Source organism: Saccharopolyspora sp. MMCC62 (assembly GCF_057736575.1).
In genome coordinates this window covers 233,406-255,721 of record NZ_JBYKCM010000003.1, presented here as the reverse complement: position 1 = coordinate 255,721, position 22,316 = coordinate 233,406, and the positions used below count along the sequence as shown (strand labels likewise).

17 protein-coding genes and 1 riboswitch are annotated in these 22,316 nt (G+C 71.8%); of the genes, 6 read left to right on the top strand and 11 right to left on the bottom strand.

What is annotated here, in order from left to right; translation table 11 throughout:
* Positions 1-125 precede the first annotated feature (125 nt).
* Both AC29IT_RS08750 and AC29IT_RS08745 read right to left on the bottom strand, forming a co-directional pair.
* Positions 126-2,939 (bottom strand): AAA family ATPase, encoded by a 2,814-nt coding sequence (locus tag AC29IT_RS08750; RefSeq protein WP_488218366.1) that lies wholly within the window; start codon positions 2,937-2,939, stop codon positions 126-128.
* Positions 2,940-3,026: 87 nt separating this feature from the next.
* Positions 3,027-3,788: a DeoR/GlpR family DNA-binding transcription regulator gene (locus AC29IT_RS08745; RefSeq protein WP_358443513.1), complete on the bottom strand. Its 762-nt coding sequence runs from the start codon at positions 3,786-3,788 to the stop codon at positions 3,027-3,029.
* Between the two features lie 217 nt (positions 3,789-4,005).
* Here AC29IT_RS08745 and AC29IT_RS08740 point away from each other — a divergent pair, with 217 nt between their 5' ends.
* Positions 4,006-5,373, top strand: coding sequence for a helix-turn-helix domain-containing protein (locus AC29IT_RS08740; RefSeq protein ID WP_488218365.1), 1,368 nt, complete (start codon positions 4,006-4,008; stop codon positions 5,371-5,373).
* Positions 5,374-5,644: 271 nt separating this feature from the next.
* Here AC29IT_RS08740 and AC29IT_RS08735 read toward each other — a convergent pair whose 3' ends face one another.
* On the bottom strand, positions 5,645-7,354 hold the full coding sequence (locus tag AC29IT_RS08735; protein ID WP_488218364.1) for a bifunctional metallophosphatase/5'-nucleotidase: 1,710 nt from the start codon (positions 7,352-7,354) through the stop codon (positions 5,645-5,647).
* Between the two features lie 215 nt (positions 7,355-7,569).
* Positions 7,570-7,793, top strand: a riboswitch (cobalamin riboswitch).
* Positions 7,794-7,914: 121 nt separating this feature from the next.
* Here AC29IT_RS08735 and AC29IT_RS08730 point away from each other — a divergent pair.
* From AC29IT_RS08730 to AC29IT_RS08720, 3 genes are all read left to right on the top strand, one after another.
* On the top strand, positions 7,915-10,746 hold the full coding sequence (locus AC29IT_RS08730) for a ribonucleoside-diphosphate reductase subunit alpha (RefSeq protein WP_358443185.1): 2,832 nt from the start codon (positions 7,915-7,917) through the stop codon (positions 10,744-10,746).
* Positions 10,747-10,771: 25 nt separating this feature from the next.
* A complete protein-coding gene (locus tag AC29IT_RS08725; protein ID WP_358443183.1) occupies positions 10,772-11,845 on the top strand; it encodes a ribonucleotide-diphosphate reductase subunit beta in 1,074 nt (357 codons plus the stop codon).
* Between the two features lie 97 nt (positions 11,846-11,942).
* Positions 11,943-12,596 carry a class I SAM-dependent DNA methyltransferase gene (locus tag AC29IT_RS08720; RefSeq protein ID WP_488218363.1) on the top strand — a complete coding sequence of 218 codons (654 nt, stop codon included), beginning with the start codon at positions 11,943-11,945 and terminating at the stop codon, positions 12,594-12,596.
* 87 nt (positions 12,597-12,683) lie between these two features.
* Here AC29IT_RS08720 and AC29IT_RS08715 read toward each other — a convergent pair whose 3' ends face one another.
* The 3 genes from AC29IT_RS08715 to AC29IT_RS08705 all read right to left on the bottom strand — a co-directional run bounded on the left by AC29IT_RS08715 (position 12,684) and on the right by AC29IT_RS08705 (position 14,474).
* Entirely contained in the window at positions 12,684-13,157 is a 474-nt protein-coding gene (locus tag AC29IT_RS08715; RefSeq protein ID WP_488218362.1) for a hypothetical protein, read from the bottom strand.
* A 180-nt stretch (positions 13,158-13,337) separates the two neighbouring features.
* On the bottom strand, positions 13,338-13,568 hold the full coding sequence (locus tag AC29IT_RS08710; RefSeq protein ID WP_488218361.1) for a DUF397 domain-containing protein: 231 nt from the start codon (positions 13,566-13,568) through the stop codon (positions 13,338-13,340).
* Positions 13,569-13,589: 21 nt separating this feature from the next.
* Positions 13,590-14,474 carry a helix-turn-helix domain-containing protein gene (locus tag AC29IT_RS08705; RefSeq protein WP_488218360.1) on the bottom strand — a complete coding sequence of 295 codons (885 nt, stop codon included), beginning with the start codon at positions 14,472-14,474 and terminating at the stop codon, positions 13,590-13,592.
* Between the two features lie 131 nt (positions 14,475-14,605).
* Between AC29IT_RS08705 and AC29IT_RS08700 the strand changes: the two genes are divergently transcribed.
* Positions 14,606-15,016, top strand: coding sequence for a hypothetical protein (locus AC29IT_RS08700; protein ID WP_488218359.1), 411 nt, complete (start codon positions 14,606-14,608; stop codon positions 15,014-15,016).
* Between the two features lie 91 nt (positions 15,017-15,107).
* On the opposite strand, the gene AC29IT_RS08695 is transcribed toward AC29IT_RS08700, so the two are convergent.
* The 5 genes from AC29IT_RS08695 to AC29IT_RS08675 all read right to left on the bottom strand — a co-directional run bounded on the left by AC29IT_RS08695 (position 15,108) and on the right by AC29IT_RS08675 (position 21,299).
* Complete coding sequence (locus AC29IT_RS08695; protein ID WP_488218358.1) at positions 15,108-16,442, bottom strand: LLM class flavin-dependent oxidoreductase; 1,335 nt, start codon at positions 16,440-16,442, stop codon at positions 15,108-15,110.
* A 10-nt stretch (positions 16,443-16,452) separates the two neighbouring features.
* On the bottom strand, positions 16,453-17,649 hold the full coding sequence (locus tag AC29IT_RS08690; RefSeq protein WP_488218357.1) for an acyl-CoA dehydrogenase family protein: 1,197 nt from the start codon (positions 17,647-17,649) through the stop codon (positions 16,453-16,455).
* A gap of 18 nt (positions 17,650-17,667) precedes the next feature.
* Positions 17,668-18,552 carry a haloalkane dehalogenase gene (locus AC29IT_RS08685; RefSeq protein ID WP_488218356.1) on the bottom strand — a complete coding sequence of 295 codons (885 nt, stop codon included), beginning with the start codon at positions 18,550-18,552 and terminating at the stop codon, positions 17,668-17,670.
* Positions 18,553-18,567: 15 nt separating this feature from the next.
* On the bottom strand, positions 18,568-19,773 hold the full coding sequence (locus tag AC29IT_RS08680) for an acyl-CoA dehydrogenase family protein (RefSeq protein WP_488218355.1): 1,206 nt from the start codon (positions 19,771-19,773) through the stop codon (positions 18,568-18,570).
* A 524-nt stretch (positions 19,774-20,297) separates the two neighbouring features.
* Complete coding sequence (locus tag AC29IT_RS08675) at positions 20,298-21,299, bottom strand: ABC transporter substrate-binding protein (RefSeq protein WP_488218354.1); 1,002 nt, start codon at positions 21,297-21,299, stop codon at positions 20,298-20,300.
* A 75-nt stretch (positions 21,300-21,374) separates the two neighbouring features.
* Here AC29IT_RS08675 and AC29IT_RS08670 point away from each other — a divergent pair, with 75 nt between their 5' ends.
* Positions 21,375-22,301 carry a siderophore-interacting protein gene (locus AC29IT_RS08670; protein ID WP_358443154.1) on the top strand — a complete coding sequence of 309 codons (927 nt, stop codon included), beginning with the start codon at positions 21,375-21,377 and terminating at the stop codon, positions 22,299-22,301.
* The last annotated feature ends 15 nt before the right edge of the window (positions 22,302-22,316 follow it).

Below are 22,316 nucleotides of genomic sequence, written 5' to 3'. Positions count from 1 at the left end.
CGTATTCTCTCGCAAGCAAAGCAAATCATTCCCACACGAGCCGACACGATCGGGCTGATCGTCCCGGCAGCAATCGATTCAGGAAAAGGGCACTGCCGACCTTCCCGCGGAGCGGGATCGGAATATCAGGGAACCGGACGTTCCGGGTCCACCGCGAGCGCGTCCGGCAGCTCCGCGCGCCCCCGCACACCGAGCTTCCGGTAGGCACTGGTCAAATGCAGCTCCACCGTCCGGACCGTGAGGAACAACGACTCCGCGATCTCCCGGTTCGTCGCCCCCGCCGCGGCCCGCACCACCACCCGCCGCTCGCTGCCGGTCAGCGCGTGCACCGGAGAATCCGTGCCGTGCCGCAACCGGCCGCCCGCCTCCAGCAGCGCCGCCGAGGACGCCGACACCTGCCGGTGGTCGCGGTGCAGCACGGACAGGTCCAGCGCCGACCGCAGGTGCTCGCGCGCGCCCTCCGGCTCGCCCGCCCGCAGCAGGGCGCGCCCCAACAGGTGCTCCGCCTTCGCCTGCTCCCGCTTCGCGGGCGACGCCGACAGCACCCGCACCGACTCCGCCAGCACCGGCACCGCCGCGCGGCCCGCCGTCACCGCGCCACGGGCCGCCAGCGCCATGCCCTGCGCCCGCCGCGTTCCCCACTTCCGGCCCAGCACCGCACCGTGCTCGGCGGCGCGCAGTCCCTCCTCGGTCCGGCCCAGGTCGCCGAGCAGGCAGGCCGCGTCGAACCACCACGGCGCGAACACCGGGTTCGCGATGCCCGCCTCCCGCAGGCTCTGCGCGCAGCGGAACAACTGCTCCAGCGCGCCGTCCGAGTCGCCCGCGGCCTCCAGCGCGCGGGCGCGCGCCATCAGGAACTGGTGGTACTCCAGCGCGAAGTCCTCGAAGCGCTCGCGGGTGATCTCCGCCAGCACCGCTTCGGCCCGCTCCGGATCGCCCTGGCTGGTCAGCGAAGTGGCCAGCGCGATCTGCGGCATCGTCATCGAACCGGTCCAGGACTCCTGCTCCAGCACCTCGTAGCAGCTCTGCGCGTCCGCCTGCGCCTCCACCAGATCTCCCGTCCAGTGGCGCACCAGCGCGCGGGTGCTGGTGGCCAGGCAGTACGGCCACGCCCGCCCCGCCCGCTGGGTGTGCTCGACCAGCATGTCCAGCGCCGCCAACGCGGATTCGTTGTCGTCGGCCAGGTACAGCGGCAACGCCGCGCCCAGCAGCGCGAAACCGCTGCCCTCCACGTCGTTCATCCGCAGCACCAGCCGGGCCTGCGCCGCGACCTCCGCGGCGGGCCGGTTCAGCAACGTGCCCAGCGAGGCCAGCATCCCCAGCAGCTGGCGCTCCTCCGCGGTGTCGCCCGCGGGCGGCCGCACGTCGCGGAACCGGGCTCCGACCCGCGGCAGCGTCGACTTCTCGTCCAAGCCGGAGACCAGCAGCACCGACTCGGCCAGCGTGCGCAACGTCCGGTCGGCGTCGCCGGGCTCCGGCCCCAGCGCGGCGTCCAGCTCGTCCAGCGCCGCCGAGATCACCTCGAACGCGCGCGTCGAGTTCTGCGCCGACAGCGACGCCACCCCGTACTGCACCGCGATCGGGATGCGCGCTCGCGGATCGTCGACGAGTTCCAGCGCCCGCTCCAGGTACCGCAGCCCGGCCGCCGGGGGCGCCACCCGCGCGGCGTGCACCAGCACGGACACGTCGGAGCCCTGCACCACCAGCACCCGTTCCAGGCAGCGCGCGGCCATGCCGGGCGCCCCGCGCTGCTCGGCCCGGTGCGCGGCGTCGCGCAGCACCCCCGCCATCCACGACTTCGGCGCCCCGGGCAGTTGCAGCAGCAGCACCGCGACCTGTTCCGCGGGCCGGCCCGCGTCGTTGAGCAGCATCGCGGCCCGCTCCCGGAGCCGTTCCAGCTCGGCGGGCGGGGTCCGGTCCAGCACCGCCTGCCGGACGAAGTCGTGCACGAACCGGGTGCCGCCGCCGGTCAGCACCAGGTCGTGGTCGCGCAGCTCGCGCAGCGCGCCCGCGGCCATCCGCTGGTGGATGCCCGCCAGCGCCGCGATCAGCTCCAGCTGTTCACCGGGCAGCGCCGCGACCGCGCGGGCCACCGCCACCGCGCGGTCGGACAACCGGTCCAGCAGCGAGCGCAGCACCACGGTGCGGTGCAGCTCGTCGAGCCGTTCCGGCCCGTCGTCCGCGGCGGGCGCCTCCCGCAACCGGCGCAGCACCCGGCCGAGCAGGAACGGGTTGCCGCCGGTGACCTGCGTGCAGCGGGCGGCGAACTCGGCGGCGCGCGGCGCGGGCAGGGCGGTGTCGAGGAGCTCGGCCACCGAGTCCTCGTCCAGCGCGGGCAGATCCGCGGTCTCGCACCACGGCATCGCCGCGATCTCGCCGAGCGCCGCGCCCGGCGCGGTCCCGTCGACGCGCTGGGCCAGCAGCACCAGCAGCGGCAGCTCCTCCGCGCGGCGCAGCAGGAAGGCCAGGAACCGCAACGAGTTCTCGTCGCACCACTGCACGTCGTCGACGGCCAGCACCAGCAGCCCGTCGGCGGTGAGATCGGCGACCAGCCAGTGCAGCCCGTGCAGCACCGCGTAGGTATCGCTCGCCGCGCCGTTCCCGTCGTGCTCCGGGGACAGCGCGGGCAGCGCGAGGCGGGCGCTGCCGGTCGGCTCGGGATCGGGCACCGGCGCCAGCAGCGCGCGCACCGCGGCGTAGGCACCGCTGCCGGTTTCCGGGCAGTGCGCGAACAAGGTGCGGGTGGCGCGGCCGTCGAGCTCGGCGAGCGCGGTGCGCAGCACCTCGGTCTTGCCGATCCCGGCGGGCCCGCGCAGCACGACGGCGCGGCCCGAGCCGCCCGCCGCGGCGCGGGCCGCGTCGGCGATCCGCGCGAGTTCGGCCTCGCGGCCGACCAGCCGCTCCGGTGGTCTGGTCTGCACGCCTCGGTCAACCGGCATGCGGGCTCCTTCCGGTCTGCCCCCAGGCGGACGGAATGCGGGAATGCTGTGCTGCCGCGGCCCCGCCGGGGTCGCGCGGCCGGTGGATCAGACCGCCTCGACGCGGGGTCCCGCGCGCCGGATCTCCTCCGCCACTTGCTCGTCGATGCCGTCGTCGGTGATCAGCGTGTCCACGTCCGCCAGCTCGCCGAACCGGGCGAAGTGGTCGTTGCCGATCTTGGTGTGGTCGGCGAGCACGATGGTGCGCCGGGCCGCCGAGATCGCCGCCCGCTTCACCATCGACTCCGCCGAATCCGGCGTGGTGAGGCCGCGTTCCAGGGACAAGCCGTTGGTCGCCATGAACGCCACGTCCACGTAGATGTCGCCGAGCGCGTGCAACGCCCAGCCGTCCACCGCCGCCAGCGTGCGGCCGCGCAGCCTGCCGCCGACCAGCATCAGGGTGATGTTGCCGCGGCCGGACAGGGTGAGCGCCGTCGTCGGCGAGTGCGTGACCACGGTCAGTTCTCGGTCCACGGGCAGGATGTTCGCCATCCGCGCGACCGTGGTGCCGGCGTCGAGCAGGATCGCGCCCTCCTCCGGCACCAGTTCCAGCGCCGCTTTCGCGATGCGGTTCTTCTCGGCGGTCATGACCGAGTCCCTGGCGGGCACGTTCGGTTCGAAGCCCAGCCGTTCCACCGGGATGGCGCCGCCGTGCACCCGGCGCAGCACGCCGCGGCGTTCCAGGACGGTCAGGTCGCGGCGCACCGTCTCGGTGGTCATGTCGAAGCGGGATGCGAGTGCCGCCACGTCGACCCGGCCTTCTTGCCTCGCCAGTTCCAGGATCGCCCAGTGCCGTTCTTCGGCGTACATCCGCGCCTCACTTCCCGCCCCGTGAAGTCCCCCGGTTCGGCGAGGCTACCGGCGACGATCACGGCGGCACAATGGCGCGATGTTGTTTCTTGACGTTTCGTGTGGCTTCGATTGGCATTCGGCGCAATGGCGGCCGGTTGCCGCCCGGCGCCGCTCCGATCCGGTGATCTTTTCACTCTCCGCACTCAATTGATCACTTTCAGTATACGGTGGCGAGGTGTCAACAGAGGACATTCCGCCGGCGGTCTGGCGGAGCGCGGAGGTCCGCGACGCCCTGGCGGTGCGCGACATCGGCACGGTCTACCGGGTGCTGCGCGAGCACGGCGTCTCGCAGAGCCGCATCGCCCAGCTCACCGGGCAGGCGCAGAGCGAGGTCAGCGACGTGCTCAACGGCCGGGCCGTGCGCAGCTACGAACTGCTCGCCCGGATCGCCACCGGTCTCGGGATACCGCGCGGCTGGATGGGCATGGCCGGGGAACCGGACCCGGCCACCGACGGCGCCGGCCGGCCCGTAGAAGAGGACGAGAAGGCGAAGCGCCGCCGCTTCCTGTCCTACGCGGGTTCCCTGGTGCTCGGCGCGGAGACCGACATCGCCGGTTCCGCCGACCTGTTCGCCGCCGAGCTGAGCCGGTTCGCCGACCTGCCCCCCACCCCGCCCGGCCGGGTCGGCAGCTCCGACGTCGCGGCGCTCGACGTGCTGATGAGCTCGCTGCGGCAGATAGACCAGCGCTACGGCGGCGTCGGCCAGTACGGCACGGTCGCGGCCGCCGCCCGGCGCGCGGAGCGGATGCTGGAGGCCTCGATGAGCGAGGCGGTGCGCACCGACCTGCTGGGCGCGCTGTGCAAGCTGCACGCCACCGCCGGCTGGACCGCGGTGGAGAACGGGCTGCTCGCCAGCGGGAATGCGCACTACGGTCGCGCGCTCGACTTCGGGCGGGACGGAGCGGATCCGCTGGCGATCGCGCGGACGCTGTACGCGGCGGGCCGCGCCGAGCTGGACTTCGGCGACCCGAACTCGGCGTTGAAGCTGTTCCAGCTGGGATCGATCCGCGCCGAGTCCTCACCGCTCGTGAGTTCGGTGCTGCAGCTGAACTCCGCGTGGGCCGCGGCGCACGCCGAACGCCCCGGTTCGGTGCGCCGGATGCTCGACCAGGGGCGCGCGCTGCACGCGGCCGCCGAGATCGAGGCCGACTACCCGATGTTCCGGTGGTTCGGGGAGGCGGACGTGCTGGGCATGACCGGCTCGGTGCAGCTGGCGATGGGTGAGCACGAATCCGCGGCGCTGCACCTGTCCCGCGCGGTGGCGGCCCGCGCGCCCGGCGAGGTGCGGTCCGCGTTGTTCGAGCTGGCGAGCCTGGCGGAGGCGAAGCTCGCGCTCGGCGACCACGCGTCGGCGGTGCGGCACGGGCGGCGCGCGGTGCTGCTCGCGGGCGGGGTGCGCAGCGCTCGGCTGCGCGGCAGGCTCGCGGGCCTGCGACGCCGCTGCGGGGAGCTGGCGGTGTCACGCAATTCGTGGCGGGACAGCGCGGAGGAGCTGGCACTGGGCATAGACGGAGTAATAGCCCCTAGACCGGTTCCTCGGTGAATCCCCGCTCCTGTTGCGTTGGGCTCGGGTGGCGGAACCTCAGCTGTTTCCTCGCTGCGGGATCGTTTTCACAGGTGGCTCCGCCACATGCGAAAACGCTGTCCTCGCGAGGGAACCGCTGAGAACCCGCGGCGGTGCCGGTGTCTTGGGTGGTCGCTGCTCAGCGGCTGCGCCGCTGACAAGAAAAGGCGGACGGCTCGGGCTCGTCGGCGGGTTTCCCTTGGTACGACCGGGTTCCCCGGCGGCGCGGGGTGCGCCGCCGGGGGCCGGGTCAGTCGGTCGCGGTGATGCGGTCCGGGGCGGGTGGCACCACGCCGGGGTTCGCCGCCAGGTAGCCGAGCAGGGCGTCCAGGTCCACGGGTCCGCCCGCGACGTCGGTGCCCTCGGTGAAGCCGGTGAACCCGTCCCCGCCACCGGCGAGGAAGTTGTTCACCGCCACCCGGTACTGCGCGGCCGGGTCGACGGGCGCGCCGTCGAGGGTGAGGCCGGAGACCTTCGAGCCGATCGGCGCGGACCGCGAGTACTGGTAGTGCAGCCCGGCCGACACCTGCAGCACGTTCTCGCCCTCGTCGCTCCACTGCTGTTCGAGCACGGCCTGCAGCTGCGCGCCGGTGAGCGTCATGGTCTGCATGGTGTTGCCGAACGGCTGCACGGCGAACGCCTCGCCGTAGGTGATGACGCCGTCTCCTTCGCCCGCCGGGGAGGAGGCGTGTGGCAGGTCGGCGCGCACCCCGCCCGGGTTGGTCAGCGCGAGCTGCGCCCCGGTGTCGCGGGTGGCGGCCAGCTGGGCGTCGGCGACGACGCTGCCGAGGCTGGATTCTCCGGACGGCGCCGGGGTTTTCAGCAGGTCGCCGGTGGCGGTGCCGACGGCGCGGTTCGCGATGGGCGCGGCCTTGGCGCGGGCCTCTTCGACGAGCGCGGCGGCTTCGGGGTCGGGTTCGACGTCGCGGGTGACGACCTCGTTGTGCGCGGTGCTCTGCTCCCGCACGACCTCGCGGGTGTGCCGGTCGACGCGCAGGTCCAGCACCGACAGCAGCCTGCCGTAGGAGGCGCCCTGCACGACGGGCCGCGGGGCGCCCGCCGGGTCGGTGACGGTGCAGTTGTACTGCTGGTGGCTGTGCGCGCTGAACACGGCGTCGACCTGCGGGGAGACGTTCTCGGCGATCTCGGTGGCGGGGCCGCCCGCGGCGACGTCGCAGGAGTTCGGGCCGCCGCCGGCGGCTTCGTCGCCCTGGTGCAGCAGCACGACCTGCGCCTTGATGCCGAAGCGCTCCAGCGCGTCGGAGGTGCGGTCGATGGCCTCGACCTCGTCGCCGAACCGCAGGCCGCGCACCGCTTCGGGGCTGACCACGTTCGGGAGGTCGTGCAGCGTCGCACCGATCACGCCGATCGGGACGCCGCCGGAGACCTGCACGGTGAACGGCATCAGCGCGGGAGCGCCGCCGTCCTCGAAGGTGACGTTGGCGCCGAGGTACGGGAAGCTCGCGCCGTCGAAGGAATCGCGGAACTCGCAACCGTCCTGCGGGTGGCAGCCGCCGGTCTGCAGCCGCTGGAGTTCCTGGTAGCCCTCGTCGAACTCGTGGTTGCCGACGACGTGGCCGCGGACGTCCTGCGAGTTGAGGAAGTCGACGGTGGGTTCGTCGTGGAACAGCGCGGAATTCACCGGCGAGGCGCCCACGCTGTCGCCGGCCGAGAAGACCAGCGAGTTCGGCACCTCGGCGCGCAGCCGCTGCAGGTGGGTGGCGAGGTAGGCGGCGCCGCCGGCTTCGACGGTCCGGCCGTCGTCGAGCTCGACCGTCCCGGAGGACCCGGTGGGCGGTTCGAGGTTGCCGTGCAGGTCGTTGAAGGTGATCAGCCGGACGTCGGTGGTCGCGGGCGGGTCCTGCGGTGCGGCGCCTGCGGTCGCCCCGGTGGCAGTGGCGGCGGTGGCGAGTGCGGTGGCGGCGACGGCGAGTCCGCGTCGCACGCGGTGGGCACGCATGGTTCGGTCTTCCTCCCAGGTGGTGATCTCGGGAGGCAGTCTGCCCGGCGCCGCCGACGACCACCACCGAATCCGCGTCACACCCCTCGTGCGAACTCCGCCGGGTGCGGGCAGGATGCGTCCCGGGCGTGCGCGAGCCGCTACCGAACGCGTCCGCCATCGACACCGCCACGCCGATGATGATGGGGTCCGGATCACCGTCGAACCCAAGATGTAGTGTGGCGCCCGCTGATGGTTCGCCGGTCCGACCGGCGTGACAACAGGGAACCCGGTGCGAGTCCGGGACTGCCCCGCAGCGGTGAACGGGAACGACCGCCGTCACCACCTCCCGGTGGTGCAGCACTGGACGCTCGGCGTCCGGGAAGCGACGGCCAGTAGGTCCGGTGTCGAGCACCGGTCGCCCGTGAGTCCGAAGACCTGCCATCGGTGCGCGCACGAGGGGTGCGCGCCGTCCGGGACCTCGCGGGAGGGTTGCGGGACGAGCGGTGCCGTGCGCGCCGCGGTCCTGGCGCGTTCCGAGGAGTTCCGGGCAGGTGTCCGAGCTTGCGAGGAGAGAGCCAGTGACCGAGTCCACGACCCGGCCGTCAGCAGCGACCGCGGTGGTACCGGCAGGAGTGCGGGTGCTGCGGCGCGACGGGACCGTTTCCGGTTGGGACGAAACGAAGATCTCCGTGGCGTTGACCAAGGCGTTCCTGGCGGCCGAGGGGGATTCGGCCGCATCGTCGTCGCGGTTGCACCAGATCGTCGCGGAGTTGACGGAGCAGGCGGCGCAGGGCGTGCTGCGCCACGCGGGCACCGAGGGCCTGGTGCACATCGAGCAGATCCAGGACATGGTGGAGCTGGCGCTGATGCGCGGCGGGCACCACGGCGTCGCCCGCGCCTACGTGCTCTACCGGGAGGAGCACGCGCAGGCCCGCGAGGCCGAGGTGGCTCCCGCCGAGGACGCCGCTCCCCGCCTGGAGATGACCGCGCCGGACGGCACCCGGGTGCCGCTGGACTGGGAGCGGGTGTCGACCGTCGTCGAGCAGGCCTGCGAGGGCTTGGACGACGTGCGGGCCGACCAGGTGCTGCGGGAGGTGCGGCGCAACGTCTACGACGGCATCAGCTCGGCGGAGCTGGCCGAGTCGCTGACGATGGCGGCGCGCACCTTCGTGGAGGCGGAGCCGAACTACTCGCTGGTGACGTCGCGGCTGCTGCTGGACAAGCTGCGCCGCGAGGCGCTGAGCTTCGTCGCGGGCGAGCCGACCGAGGCCGACCAGGTGCAGATGCGGGACCGCTACGCCGGTTACTTCGCCGACTACGTGCGGCGCGGCATCGAGCTGGAGCAGCTGGACCCGGAGCTGGCCCGCTTCGACCTGGAGCGGCTGGGCGCGGCGCTGGACGCCGATCGGGACATCGCGTTCGGCTTCCTCGGGTTGCAGACGCTCTACGACCGGTACCTGCTGCACGAGAACGGGGTGCGGTTCGAGCTGCCGCAGGCGTTCTTCATGCGGGTCGCGATGGGCGTGGCGCTGCGCGAGGACGACCGGGAGGCGCGGGCGATCGAGTTCTACGACCTGATCTCCTCGTTCGACTTCATGTGCTCGACGCCGACGCTGTTCAACGCGGGCACCACCCGCCCGCAGCTGTCGTCCTGCTTCCTGACCACCGTGGACGACGACCTGCACGGGATCTTCCACGGGATCAGCAACAACGCGCTGCTGTCGAAGTACGCGGGCGGGCTCGGCAACGACTGGACCCCGGTCCGCGGCACCGGCGCGCACATCAAGGGGACGAACGGTTCCTCGCAGGGCGTGGTGCCGTTCCTGAAGATCGCCAACGACACGGCGGTCGCGGTGAACCAGGGCGGCAAGCGCAAGGGCGCGGTGTGCGCGTACCTGGAGACCTGGCACGTGGACATCGAGGAGTTCCTCGACCTGCGCAAGAACACCGGCGACGACCGGCGCCGCACGCACGACATGAACACGGCGAACTGGGTGCCGGACGAGTTCCTGCGCCGGGTCGAGGCCGACGAGCCGTGGACCCTGTTCTCCCCGGACGAGGTGCCGGACCTGCACGACCTGTACGGCACCGCGTTCGCGCAGCGCTACCGGGAGTACGAGGCGGCCGCGGAGCGCGGTGAGCTGAAGGTGTTCCGCCAGGTCCGCGCGGTGGACCTGTGGCGCCGGATGCTGACGATGCTGTTCGAGACCGGGCACCCGTGGATCACGTTCAAGGACCCGTGCAACCTGCGCTCGCCGCAGCAGCACGCGGGCGTGGTGCACTCCTCGAACCTGTGCACCGAGATCACGCTGAACACCAGCGCCGACGAGGTCGCGGTGTGCAACCTCGGTTCGATCAACCTGGCGCGGCACGTCACGGCCGAGGGCCTGGACGTGGAGCGGCTGCGGCGCACCACCCGCACGGCGGTGCGGATGCTGGACAACGTCATCGACGTGAACTTCTACACGATCCCGGAGGCGCGGGCCTCGAACCTGCGGCACCGCCCGGTGGGCCTGGGCCTGATGGGCTTCTCGGACGCGCTGTTCGCGCAGCGCATCCCGATGTCCTCGCAGGCCGCGGTGGAGTTCGCGGACCTGAGCATGGAGCACATCAGCTTCCACGCGATCACCGCGTCCTCCGAGCTGGCGGCCGAGCGCGGGCGCTACGAGTCGTTCGAGGGTTCGCTGTGGAGCCGCGGCGTGCTGCCGATCGATTCGCTGGAGCTGCTGGCGCAGGCCCGCGAGACCGGCGTCGACCTGGATCGTTCGTCCACTCTGGACTGGGACGGGCTGCGGGAGCAGGTCCGCGCGAACGGCATGCGCAACTCGAACGTGCTGGCCATCGCCCCGACGGCGACGATCTCGAACATCTGCGGCGTCGGCCAGTCCATCGAGCCGCTGTACCGGAACCTGTACGTGAAGTCGAACATGTCGGGCGACTTCACCGTGCTCAACGCCGACCTGGTGCGGGACCTCAAGGCCGCGGGCGTGTGGGACGAGGCGATGGTGCAGGACCTGAAGTACTTCGACGGCGACCTGGCTCCGATCGACCGGGTGCCCGCCGAGCTGAAGTCGTTGTACGCCACCGCGTTCGAGATCGAGCCGCACTGGCTGGTGGAGGCCGCGTCCCGCCGCCAGAAGTGGATCGACCAGGCGCAGTCGCTGAACCTGTACATGGCGGCGCCGAGCGGCCGCAAGCTCGACGAGCTGTACCGGCTGGCGTGGCGCAAGGGCCTCAAGACCACCTACTACCTGCGGTCCAGCAGTGCGACGCACGTGGAGAAGTCCACGCTGCGCGGCACCGACGGCAAGCTCAACGCGGTCTCCCCCGCCGCCGCCCCGGCCCCGGCTCCGTCGCCGCAGCCGCAGGCGTGCGCGATCGACGACCCCGACTGCGAAGCCTGCCAGTGACCGCCCCGTTCCCCCTGGAGGACTCATGACTTCCGTGCACACCACCGACGCCACCGGGCTCGGCGAGATCGACCGCGGCGCGGGCCGGATCAACGTCGACGACAAGGCGATGATCAACGCCCAGGCGGACGTGAACCAGCTGCTGCCGCTGAAGTACGGCTGGGCCTGGGAGAAGTACCTCGCCGGCTGCAACAACCACTGGATGCCCACCGAGGTGTCCATGCACGCCGACATCGCCCTCTGGCGCTCCCGCGACGGGCTCACCGAGGACGAGCGGCTGATGCTCAAGCGCAACCTCGGGTTCTTCGCCACGGCGGAATCCCTGGTGGCCAACAACATCGTGCTCGCCGTGTACCGGCACATCACCAACCCCGAGTGCCGCCAGTACCTGCTGCGCCAGGCGTTCGAGGAGGCCGTGCACACGCACACCTTCCAGTACATCTGCGAGAGCCTGGGCCTCGACGAGGGCGAGCTGTTCAACGCCTACCGCGAGATCCCGTCCATCTCGGAGAAGGACGAGTGGGCGCTGCGGCACACCCAGAACCTGGAGAACCCCGAGTTCGCCACCGGCGGCCCGGAGCGCGACCAGGCGTTCCTGCGCGACCTCATCGCCTTCTACGTGATCTTCGAGGGCATGTGGTTCTACACCGGTTTCGCGCAGATCCTGTCGCTGGGCAGGCGGAACAAGATGGTCGGCATCGCCGAGCAGTACCAGTACATCCTGCGCGACGAGTCGATCCACCTGAACTTCGGCATCGACTGCATCAACCAGATCAAGCTGGAGAACCCGCACCTGTGGAGCGAGGAGTTCCAGGAGGAGGTGCGCGGCATGCTCGCCGACGCGTGCCGCCTGGAGGTCGCCTACGGCCGGGACACCATGCCCCGCGGCATCCTCGGCATCAACGCCGAGCTGTGCGAGCAGTACATGCACTTCATCACCAACCGCCGCTGCGCCCAGCTGGGCCTCACCCCGGTGTTCGCCGAGGTCGAGAACCCGTTCCCGTGGATGTCGGAGGCGATGGACCTGAAGAAGGAGAAGAACTTCTTCGAGACCCGCGTCACCGAGTACCAGTCCGGCTCCTCCCTCACCTGGGACTGAGCGGATCGGGCCGCCCGCCGGGAACTCGGCGGGCGGCCCGCGGGCGTTCCGGTCGTTCCACCGCGCCGGGCCGCCGACGCGGCATAGGGTGCCCGGCATGAGCGTTCCGGTTCCTGATCTCGACGTCGTCCGGGAGTCCTACGACCGCGTGGCCGACGACTACGTGGACATGGTGACCACGACGGGCATCGGCGATGTCCGCGCCCACCCGTGGCTGCGCGCCGCGATGGACGTGTTCGCCGATCAGGTCGCCGGGCTCGGGCCGGTGCTCGACGTCGGGTGCGGGCCGGGCACGGTCACCGGTTACCTGGCCGAGCGGGGCCTGGACGTGGCAGGCGTGGACCTGTCCCCGCGCATGATCGAGCACGCGCGGCGGCTGCACCCGGGGTGCTCGTTCCGCGTCGGCTCCGCCACCGAGCTCGACCTGGCGGACTCGTCGTTCGGCGGGCTGCTGGGCTGGTGGTCGCTGTTCAACCTGCCGCGCGAGGTGCTGCCGGACGTGCTGGCGTCGTTCGCGAAGGCGCTGGTCCCGGGCGGTCAGCTGATCATCGCGACGCACGTCGGCGACGACGACCTGCAGCGCACCGAGGCGTACTACGGCGTCCCGGTCCGCTGGACGACGTACCAGTGGCGGCCCGAACAGCTCACCGCCCTCGTCGAGCGGGCGGGCCTGCACCCCACCGCCGAACTCCGCCTCCCCGCCGACGAGCACACCGGCCCCGGCGTCGTCCTCGTCGCCCGCCGCGACTGACCCCACCCCCAGGTGAATGGCCCATCCACCCATTCTCCTTGGTCGAATGGGCCATTGGTCGGCGGCTCGGCAGGGGGTGTGGCGTGATCAGTCGCGTTCGGCGCCTTCGGGCCATACGACGGTGACCGGCAATCCGCGTTGCCGTGCTGCTTGCACGACGTCGCCGGTGCCGCCGCGTCCGCCGGCCGGTCGCCCGTCCCACACGGCGTAGAGCGCGTCGGCGGAATCGAGGATGTGCTCGCCGGCTGCCAGGTAGGCGTCGGGGTTCGACTCGGTGAACGGCATGGTGTGCACGGTGCCCGCCTCGGCGATGAGCTCGTCGAAGGTGACGGCGTTGTCCGGCTTCACCTTGCGTTCGCGGTAGTCGGCGGCAGGCAGCACGACTTCCAGCCGCCCGCCCCCGTCGAGCACGACGCGGGCGAAGATCTGATCAGCGCCACGCGCGAGGCAGCTCAGGCCGATCAGGTCGGTGTGCCCGGCGAGCTCGGTTTCGAGCGCCTTGCGCACCAGGCGACCCGTCGCCGTGGTCAGGTTCGTGTGCCCGGTGATTCCGATGCGCACTCGGCTATCCCCCGTTCCGCGTTGCTCCAGCGATGATCACGTCGTGCAGGGCGTCGCGCGTGCCACGCACCCTGGCCGAGGCGCCGAACCGCTGCGATTCCCGGTAGAAGTCCCGCAGCAACGCGACAAGCGAGCAGCCCGCTCCCGCTTCTTCGCCGGATGAGCCGTTCACCTGGGTTGTCACTCCGCGAGATCGTCGAATTCCCCTGCCTTGATCCCGAGCAGCCAGGCCCGCATCTCGGCGCGGGTGAACACCGCCGTCCCGGCCTCCGGGTGCTTGCTGTTGCGCACGGCCACGCGACCATCCGGCAACGCCGCCGCCTCGACGCATTGCCCGCCGCCGTTGCTCCCGCCACCGGAGAAACTGCTCTTGCGCCAGGCAAGCCCTGCCCAAGAATCGCGCTGCACCACGGAATTCCCCTCTCTGCACGGTCACGAGAAGCACTTCACAGCCTTCATGATCGCATCGATGGAGTCCTTGCGGGACAGGGAAATCTCGGTCAGCGCGCCAAATCGGAGCGTGCAGGCACGTACTCGATCACGGTCCTCCAGGTAGAGGCTGCCCGCCGGGCCTTCGGTGTAGCCGATGTCCGGGATCGGGTCCGGAAGGCTCAAGACGGCGAAGGGACCTTCCAGCCCGGGACTGCCACCGCAATCCTTTGGAAGGATCTGCACGGTGATGTTCGGCTGCTCTGCGAGATCTAGCAGTTTCCGCAGCTGATCGCGCATGATCGTCGGTTTGCCGACAACGCGCTCCAGGATCGTCTCGTCCAGGATGAAGTGCAGATCGGGCGGATCATCCTTGGCCATCACTTGCTGGCGCACCATGCGAGCCGCGACCATGCGTTCCAGGTCGCTGGGCGCGAACGCCCCGGGATGGACGGCGTTCATGACGGCCCGGGCGTAATCAGCCGTCTGCAACAACCCGTGGATGAGCTGGGTCTGGAAATCCCGCAGCCCGGTCAGCCCGCTTTCGATGCTCAGCAGGGGATGGACGTCGTCCGGCAAGTCGTTGCTGAAGCCGGCCCACCATCCTTGCTCCTTCGCGTCGGATGCGAGCCGGACGAGCTCCTGCCGGACTACGGCATCGGTGACGCCGTACGCATCCAGGAGTTGCTCGACATCACGAGGTTTCGGGCTCTGCTCGCGGTTCTCGATGCGCGAGAGCTTCGACCTCGACCATCGGCCGACGCCTCCCCGCAACAACTCGACAGCGCGTTCTTGGCGGATGCCGGCAGCTTCGCGCGCCGACTTCAGCGACGCGGCGAGTTTCCACCTCCGCACCACGGAAACTCCACCGTCCGGCGCACGGACCATGCCACTTCACCTCTCCAGCCGACGTCCGATCGGGCTAAAAACGGACAGTCCATTTGAAAGACCGGACAGTCCGCGATCATGCTCGATGCTACCTTACGTAGTCGAGCTATCACGTTGAGTAGGAGATTCGCATGGTAGCCACACCGGACAATGCGGCCGCGCACGAGGCGAAGAACGCACCCCACCCCCTGGACGCGTTCGTGCACGATCCGACCGGTAGGCCGCCGCTCGGGGACGAGCGGATGTTCGCCGAGATCATGGCGGGGATCGTGGCCGATACGGCGCCGAAGATGTTCGCCGTCGTGCAGGAGTACGGGGAGCGCGTCGACGGACGCGTCGCGGCGTGGGGCCTCGCGCTCGAAGACCGGACGGTGGTCGTCCCCGTCAACGGTCGCGGCTTCACGAGCGGCCCCACGCCTGGGCAAGTCCTCCGGGGGTACCGCTTCGGCACGCACATCCGGCCTCGGATCGTCTGGTACGACCCGGCGAACGCCACGCCGGAACTCGACGAAGAGCCGGACCCGGCCCCCTCCGGAGGCTGAAGGGTCTCCCGCAACGAAAGCCCGGTGGATCTCGGGTGCACGGCCCGCTGACCGGTGCGGCCGGTCGAGCGGGCCGTGCATCCGGTGCGGATCAGCGAACGTGCTGGTTCTCCGGGCGGGGCAGGCCGAGGTGGTCGCGGAGGGTGGAACCTTCGTAGCCCTCCCGGAACAGGCCGCGGTCGCGGAGGATCGGCACGACGGTCTCGGTGAAGGTCTCCAGGCCGCCGGGCAGGTAGGGCGGCATCACGTTGAAGCCGTCGGCGGCGCCGGAGGTGAACCACTCCTCCATCGCGTCGGCGACCTGCTCGGGGGTACCGGTGACGACGCGGTGGCCGCGCGCCCCGGCGAGCCGGTGCAGCAGTTGCCGCAGGGTGGGGCGTTCCCGTTCGACGATGCCCGCGACGAGCTGGCGGCGGCTCCAGTTGTTGTCGTTGACGTCCCCGGCGCCCTGGAACAGGTCCGCGGACACCGGCTCGTCCAGGTCCGCCAGGTCCGCCTTCGCCCCGGCGAAGTCCTCCAGCTGGATGAGGCCGTACTCGACGACGGTGAGCTCGTTGAACTCCTGCTCCAGCCGCTTCGCCTCCTCCTCGGTGCCGCCGATGAACGGGCTGATGCCGGGCAGGATCTTCACGTGCTCGGGGTCGCGCCCGGCGTCGGCGGTGCGCTTCTTGACGTCCCGGTAGTACACCTGGGCGTCCTCCAGCCGCTGCTGCGCGGCGAAGATCGCCTCCGCGTAGCGGGCGGCGAACGCGCGGCCCGGGTTGGACGCCCCGGCCTGCACCAGCACCGGGTAGCCCTGCGGCGGGCGCGGACTCGTCAGCGGCCCTTCCACCGAGATGTGCTCGCCGCGCACCCGCGGCGGGTGGATCTTCGCCGGGTCGACGTAGCGGCCGGACTCGCGGTCGAGCCGGATCGCGTCGTCCTCCCAGCTGTCCCACAGCTTCAGCACCGCCGCCACGTGCTCGTCGGCCCGCTCGTAGCGCAGCGCCGGTTCCGGGCTGTCCGCCAGCCCGTGGTTGCGGGCCGCCGCCGGTGGCGCGGTGGTGACGATGTTCCAGCCCGCCCGGCCCCCGGAGAGGTGGTCGAGGGTGGCCAGCGACCGCGCCAGGCTCCACGGGTAGGTGTACCCGGTGGAGGCGGTGGCGATCAGCCCGATCCGCTCGGTGGCGGCGGCGATCGTCGCCAGCACCAGCAGCGGGTCGAGCCGGCCCGCCGCGTTGAACTCGATGTTGTCGTCGAGCTTCGGGATGTCGGCCAGGAAGATCGCGTCGAACGCCGCGTCCTCCGCGGTGCGGGCGATCGACCGGTAGAACGACGCGTCGAACATCCGCTCCGGCGTCGAGTGCGGGTAGCGCCACGACGCCTCGTGGTGCCCGGAGGACAGGATGAACGCGTTGAGGTGCAGTCGGCGCTGGTCCGAAGGCATGGGCTCGCTCTCAGAAGTAGGTGTTGTCCGGCAGGGTCGTGCCGTTGACCAGCAGCTCGCCGATCGCCCGGTTCTTGAAGCGCACCGGGTTGTGCGAGGCGACGGTGCGGATGTTGCGCCAGTGCCGGTCCAGGTTCTTCGGCTGCCGGGTCGCCGACGCCCCACCGACCTCGAACAGCAGGTCCGCGGCGCGCAGCCCGAACGCGTCCACCGCGACCTGGGCCTGCGAGGCGCGCAGCGAGGCCTCGTGCACGTCGGAGTCCACGTCCGGCCCGGTGCCGATGCGGTCCAGCACGTCGGCGGTCTCCAGCACGGTCGCCTCCGCGGCGAACGCGAGCGCGGCGATCTCCCCGATCACCTCCTGCAGCACCGGATCTTCGCGCGGCAGGTCCGCCGAACCGTGCGTGAAGCTGCGCCCGCGCCCGCGGATCAGGGCCAGCGCGTCGTCCCGCACCGAGTGCAGGTTCCCGGCGACCACCAGGTTCAAGTGGTGCTGGTAGTACGGCCCGAGCCGCCAGCGCGGCACCGTCGACAGGTCCGCGGGCGGCAGCGTGATCTCGTCGGGCTCCACCCGCACGTCGGTGAGCCGGGTGGTGCCGGTGGCGGTGAGCCGCTGCCCGAACCCGTCCCAGTCGTCCAGCAGCTCCACGCCGTCCCGATCCACCGGGATCAGCGCGGTCGCCGGGAGCCCGTCGGCGGTGACGCCGGTGACGAACGAGAAGTCCGCGTACAGGGTGCCGGTCGAGTAGAACTTGGTTCCGTTGAGCCGGAAACCCTCGCCGTCCGGGGTGAACGTGGTGCCCTTGGCGAAGTCCCCGGCGTGCAGCGCGCCGAGCTCGTTGTTGCCGTTGCCGAACAGCCCGCCGCCGACGATCCGCTCGATCCAACGGCTGCGGCCGGGCGAGCCGGGCGCGGCGACGATGTCCTCGACGGTGCCGAAGTGGGCGCGCAGCAGGTGCCCGATGTTCGAGTCGGCGTGCGAGAGCCGGACGACGACTTCGGACAGTTCGCGCAGGGTCGCGCCGCCACCGCCTTCCTCCGCCGGGACGCGCAGCGCGCCCAGTCCGGCCTGCTTGATCCAGCGGATCTGCTCGTGCGGGGCGATCCCGTCGCGTTCGCGGTCGAAGGCTCCCGCCGCGATGCGGTCCAGCAGTTCGTCGAGTTCGGGGCTGCCGTACCGGACGGTGCCCGTCTGCTGAGCGGTCATGGTGTGCTCCGTTCCGGGTCAGCTGCGGGCGAGCAGCGCGGTCACGGCGTCGGCGATGGCTTCGGGCTGCTCCTCCTGCACGAAGTGCACGCCCGCGCCCGCCGGGGTGATCCGCAGGTTGCGCACGGTCCGCTCCGCCCACTCCCGGATCGCCGGGGTGAGCAGGAAGCCGGGTTCGAAGGTGAGCAGCGACTTCGGGGTGTCGCTGGTGCGCAGCCATTCGGTGCTGCGGTCCAGGAATTCGACGGTGCTCGCCGGGTCGCCGTCCACCGGCAGGTTCCGCGGGAAGTACAGGACGGGCTTGCGGGATTCGGGGGTGGGGAACGGCCTGCGGTACTCGGCGAGGACCTCGGGGGCGAGCGGTTCCAGGAAGGTCGCCGGGAACAGCTCGGTGAGGAACCGGTCGTCGTCGAGCACGAACTGTTCGCCGTCGCCCGGGGTGCGGACCAGCGCGCGGGTGGCGACGAACTGCTCCGGCAGGTGCTCCGATTCGATCGGCCGCAGCACCGGCTCGGCCAGCAGCACCGCCCGCACCCGGTCCGGGTGCCGCGCCGCCCAGTTCAGGCCGAACGCGGCGCCGAAGTCCTGCAAGACCAGGGTCACGTTCGTCAGGCCGAGCGCGTCGAACCAGGCGTCCAGGTAGCGCTGGTGGTCGGCGAGGTCGTAGTCGACGTCCGGCTTACCGGAGTCGCCGAACCCGATCAGGTCGGCGGCGAGCAGCCTGCCCTGCCCGTCCAGGCGGCGGAACACGTGGCGCCACAGGAACGAACTCGTCGGGTTGCCGTGCAGGAACACGATCGGATCACCGGAACCCGCTTCCACGTGGTGGATCGTGGAGTCCAGCACCGGGGTGTCGTGGCCGGTCGCGGACGGGCCGAAGTCGGGGTGGGGGCTGGTGGTCATGGTGGTCCTCCGGGATCAGAAGTAGGTGTTGTCCGGCAGTTCGGTGCCGTGCAGCAGGTGGTCGCCGATGACGCGGCGCTTCAGCGGATCGGAGTTGTGCGAGGCGAGGGTGCGGGCGCTGCGCCAGTGCCGGTCCAGGTCGCGCTCCCGGGAGGTCGCCGACGCGCCGCCGACGTCGAACAACCTGGTGGCGGCGTCGAGGGTGAGCCGGTCCACGACCGTCTTGGCGTGCGCGGCGGCCACCGAGGCCTGCTGCGCGGCGCCGGTGTCGAACCGGCCGGCCAGCAGCTCGTGCTCGGCGTGGTCCAGGGCGTCGGCGGCGGCGAGCACCGTGGCGCGGGCGGCGTGCGCGCTCGCGGACAGCTCCCCCACCACCTGCAACAGCACCGGGTCCTCGCGCGGGAGCTCCGCGGTGCCGTGGGTGAATCCGCGGCCCCGCCCGCGCAGCAGCTCCACCGCGTCCGCGGCGACGGTCTGCGCGATCCCGGCGACGACGGCGGTCAGGTACAGCTGCAGGAACGCGCCGGTGGTCAGCCGCGGTGCGGGCGGATCGTCCGGGGAGGACGCGAACACCTCGTCGGCGGCGGCCCGCACCCCCGCGAACCGGGTGGTGCCGGAGGCGGTGGAGCGCTGCCCGAACCCGTCCCAGTCGTCGGTGATCGTGATGCCCGGCCGGTCCACCGGCACCACGGCGCTGATCGGCAGCGGATCGGGCGTGGCGCCCCACACCCAGACGTGGTCGGCGTAGCGGGTGCCGGTGCTGTAGTACTTCACGCCGTCGATGACGTGCCCGTCGCCGTCCGGGGTGAACGTGGTGGCGAGGCCGACGAAGTCCCCGGCCTGCACCGGTCCGCGCTCGGTGACCGCGTTCCCGATGATCGAGCCGCCGGTGAACAGCTCGAACCAGCGCCGCCGCGCCCGCTCGTCGGGCAGGAACCGCACGACCTCGCCGAACCCGTAGTGCGCGCGCAGGATCTGCGCGACGTCCGGGTCGGCGGCGCCCAGCGAGATCAGCACGTCGAAGAACCGGCGCAGGTCCGCGCCCGCACCGCCGAACTCGGTGGGCACCCGCAGCGCACCGAGCCCCGAGTCCCGGACGAAGCCGATCTGCTCGAACGGGCGGGTGCCGTCGCGTTCGCGCTGCGCGGCGCCGGTGGCGATGCGGCCGAGCACGTCGTCGACGGCGGCGGGCGGGAGCGTGTCGGGGGCGGTGGTGCTCATACGTCTCCTCGGAGCGTGGCTTCGGACCCGTCGTGCCGGGAGTTCGGCGAGCCGCGGGGCCGCCACCTCCCAGCGCGGATCCGGGTGGCGTTCGGCGAGCCGCAGGTCTTCGCGGCAGGCGGCAGGTTTTCGCGGTGGACTGGCGGGTTTCCGGGGACGACCTGGCGGATTTCCCAGGTGGGCGGCGGATCTTCCCGGCAGCCGAAGCGGTTTCCCGGCAGGTGGCGCGGACCGGGCGAACGCGGGCGCGCAGGCGCGGGGCGGTCGTGCGGGGAAGGGCGTCAGCCGCGACAGCGCGAGCTGTTCACCAGCAGCAGGTCGACGTGGCGGCGCGCCACGAGGCGAGGATCGCGGGCGGAGTCATGCATCCGGCCCTCCTCGTCATAGCCCTGCGGAATATTCCACCGAAAAAGCTACGTGGCGCCGCTACGGGTGGTCAAGGACCGGAACTCATCGTCCACCGAGCGGGAACGCGCAGCACAACGCCCCGGGAGCGCGCGGCTCCCGGGGCGTGCGGACGGACGTCAGCTCGCGGCGGGCAGCCGCGCCTCCAGGTGGTCGGCGAGCCGGGTCATGATGTCCGCGTAACTCGCGTAGCTGAACGGCGCGACCGCGTCCCACTCCACGAACCGGTTCTCCCGCGCGGATTCCTGCGCCGCGAACACCGGATTGCGCTTCAGCTGCTCCGGCGGCAGCGAGGCCTCGCGGGTGTCCCACATCAGCACGTCGCCCGTGTAGGCGCTGGCGTTCTCCCACGCGAGCCGCTCGAAGTAGCCGCCGCCCGCGGTGTCCGGGTGCGCCGGGGTCTGGATCGGCAGGCCCAGCTCCCGCACGTAGTAGTCCAGGTCCGGGTTGCGGCCCGGCACGACGACGAAGAACTCCTGCTTCGTGCCGCCGACCGCCAGGATGCTGCGGCCCTCGGCGCGCATCCGGGCGCCGATGCCGCGCAACCGGTCCGCGGCCGCGTCGAACCGCGCCTGGTCCGCCCGCACCCGCTCCGAGTCCACATCGGACCCGAGCGCACGGGCGAGTTCCTTGTACGCACCGATGGTCTCCGGCAGCGAGCGGCCGGACTGCTCGACGCCGACGGTGGGCACGAACGCCCGCACCTTGTCCTCCTGCTCGGCGGTCAGGTGCCAGAGCCCGTCGAACTCGGCGTACTTGCCGCTGACCAGCAGGTCGGGCCGCAGTCCGGCCGCGGCCTCCAGGTTCAGCTCCCCGTACCCGGGGCCGGTGACGTCGGTGACGGCCGCCGGGTCGATGCCGCCCGCTTCCGGTTCGGTGCTGCCGTCGTCGCGGACCAGCGGCCCGAAGGTTCCCACCACCGGCACCCCGAAGTCGTGCAGCGCGCCCGCGGCCGAGACCTGCGCGATGATCCGCTCCGGCACCTCGCCGCTGCGCACCTGCACCCCGCGGTCGTCGGTGAAGCTCCAGCCACCCGCCGCGTCCTGCGGCGCCGGCGCCGAGCACCCCGCCAGCGCGGCCACCGCCGCGACCAACCCGGCCACGCGCGTCCTGCTCACCATCACCCATCCCCCTTTTCGGCGTGAGGTTAGGCTAGCCTACGAATCGGTCGAGTCGACGGGCAGAAGAGGTGCGAGATGGCCGAGCGGACCGAAGTGCGCCGCCCCCAGTACGTGATGTTCCGGACCCGGGTGGCGCGCACCGAACGGCTCGGCCCGAGCTTCGTGCGGATCACCTTCACCGGTGACGAACTGCACCGCTTCGGCATCGGCGGCGACGACCAGCGGGTGAAGCTGATCCTGCCGCAGCCCGGCAGGCCGCTGAGCGACATGCCCGGCGGTGACGGCTGGTACCCGCGCTGGCAGGCGATGCCGGACGACATCCGGCCGACGCTGCGCACCTACACCGTGCGCGCCTACCGGGAGGACCCGTCCGAGCTGGACATCGACTTCGTGCTGCACGGCGTCGACTCGGGCCACAGCGGCCCCGCCTCCGCGTGGGCCGCTGCGGCCGCCCCCGGCGACGAGGCGCTGCTGCTCGGGCCGGACCGGCCGGGCGGCGGCCGGATGTGGGGCTGCGAGTGGTCACCGCCGGAGACCGCGCGCCAACTGGTGCTGGCCGGGGACGAGACGGCGGTGCCCGCGATGGCCGCGATCGTCGAGGCGCTGCCCGCCGACTCGCGCGGCGTGGTGTGCGCGGAGGTGCCGACGGCCGCGGACGTGCAGACCTGGCGCGCGCCGAGCGGGGTCGAGGTCCGCTGGCTGATCCGGCAGCGACCGGAGGGCACCGCGCCGATCGGGGCACTGCTGGAGGAATCCGTGACCGGCGCGCTCGGCGAGCTCAACTCCCGGAGCACCCCGGACACCGGGCTGGACGACGTGGACGTGGACACCGCGACGCTGTGGGAGGTGCCCGAGCCGGACGCGTCCGACGGCGAGGTCTACGGCTGGCTGGCCGGGGAGGCCGCGGTGATCAAGCGGCTGCGCCGGGTGCTGGTGCAGGACCACCGGGTGCCGCGCAGCTGCGTGGCGTTCATGGGCTACTGGCGCGAGGGCCGCAGCTGACACCTCCGGGCGGGG

Bases quoted from the DNA above. Each gene is read 5' to 3' on its own strand.
- AC29IT_RS08750 (WP_488218366.1), bottom strand. From the start codon at position 2,939: ATGCCGGTTGACCGAGGCGTGCAGACCAGACCACCGGAGCGGCTGGTC.
- AC29IT_RS08745 (WP_358443513.1), bottom strand. From the start codon at position 3,788: ATGTACGCCGAAGAACGGCACTGGGCGATCCTGGAACTGGCGAGGCAA.
- AC29IT_RS08685 (WP_488218356.1), bottom strand. From the start codon at position 18,552: ATGACCACCAGCCCCCACCCCGACTTCGGCCCGTCCGCGACCGGCCAC.
- AC29IT_RS08700 (WP_488218359.1), top strand. From the start codon at position 14,606: ATGGTAGCCACACCGGACAATGCGGCCGCGCACGAGGCGAAGAACGCA.
- AC29IT_RS08695 (WP_488218358.1), bottom strand. From the start codon at position 16,442: ATGCCTTCGGACCAGCGCCGACTGCACCTCAACGCGTTCATCCTGTCC.
- AC29IT_RS08690 (WP_488218357.1), bottom strand. From the start codon at position 17,649: ATGACCGCTCAGCAGACGGGCACCGTCCGGTACGGCAGCCCCGAACTC.
- AC29IT_RS08735 (WP_488218364.1), bottom strand. From the start codon at position 7,354: ATGCGTGCCCACCGCGTGCGACGCGGACTCGCCGTCGCCGCCACCGCA.
- AC29IT_RS08720 (WP_488218363.1), top strand. From the start codon at position 11,943: ATGAGCGTTCCGGTTCCTGATCTCGACGTCGTCCGGGAGTCCTACGAC.
- AC29IT_RS08675 (WP_488218354.1), bottom strand. From the start codon at position 21,299: ATGGTGAGCAGGACGCGCGTGGCCGGGTTGGTCGCGGCGGTGGCCGCG.
- AC29IT_RS08725 (WP_358443183.1), top strand. From the start codon at position 10,772: ATGACTTCCGTGCACACCACCGACGCCACCGGGCTCGGCGAGATCGAC.
- AC29IT_RS08705 (WP_488218360.1), bottom strand. From the start codon at position 14,474: ATGGTCCGTGCGCCGGACGGTGGAGTTTCCGTGGTGCGGAGGTGGAAA.
- AC29IT_RS08680 (WP_488218355.1), bottom strand. From the start codon at position 19,773: ATGAGCACCACCGCCCCCGACACGCTCCCGCCCGCCGCCGTCGACGAC.
- AC29IT_RS08670 (WP_358443154.1), top strand. From the start codon at position 21,375: ATGGCCGAGCGGACCGAAGTGCGCCGCCCCCAGTACGTGATGTTCCGG.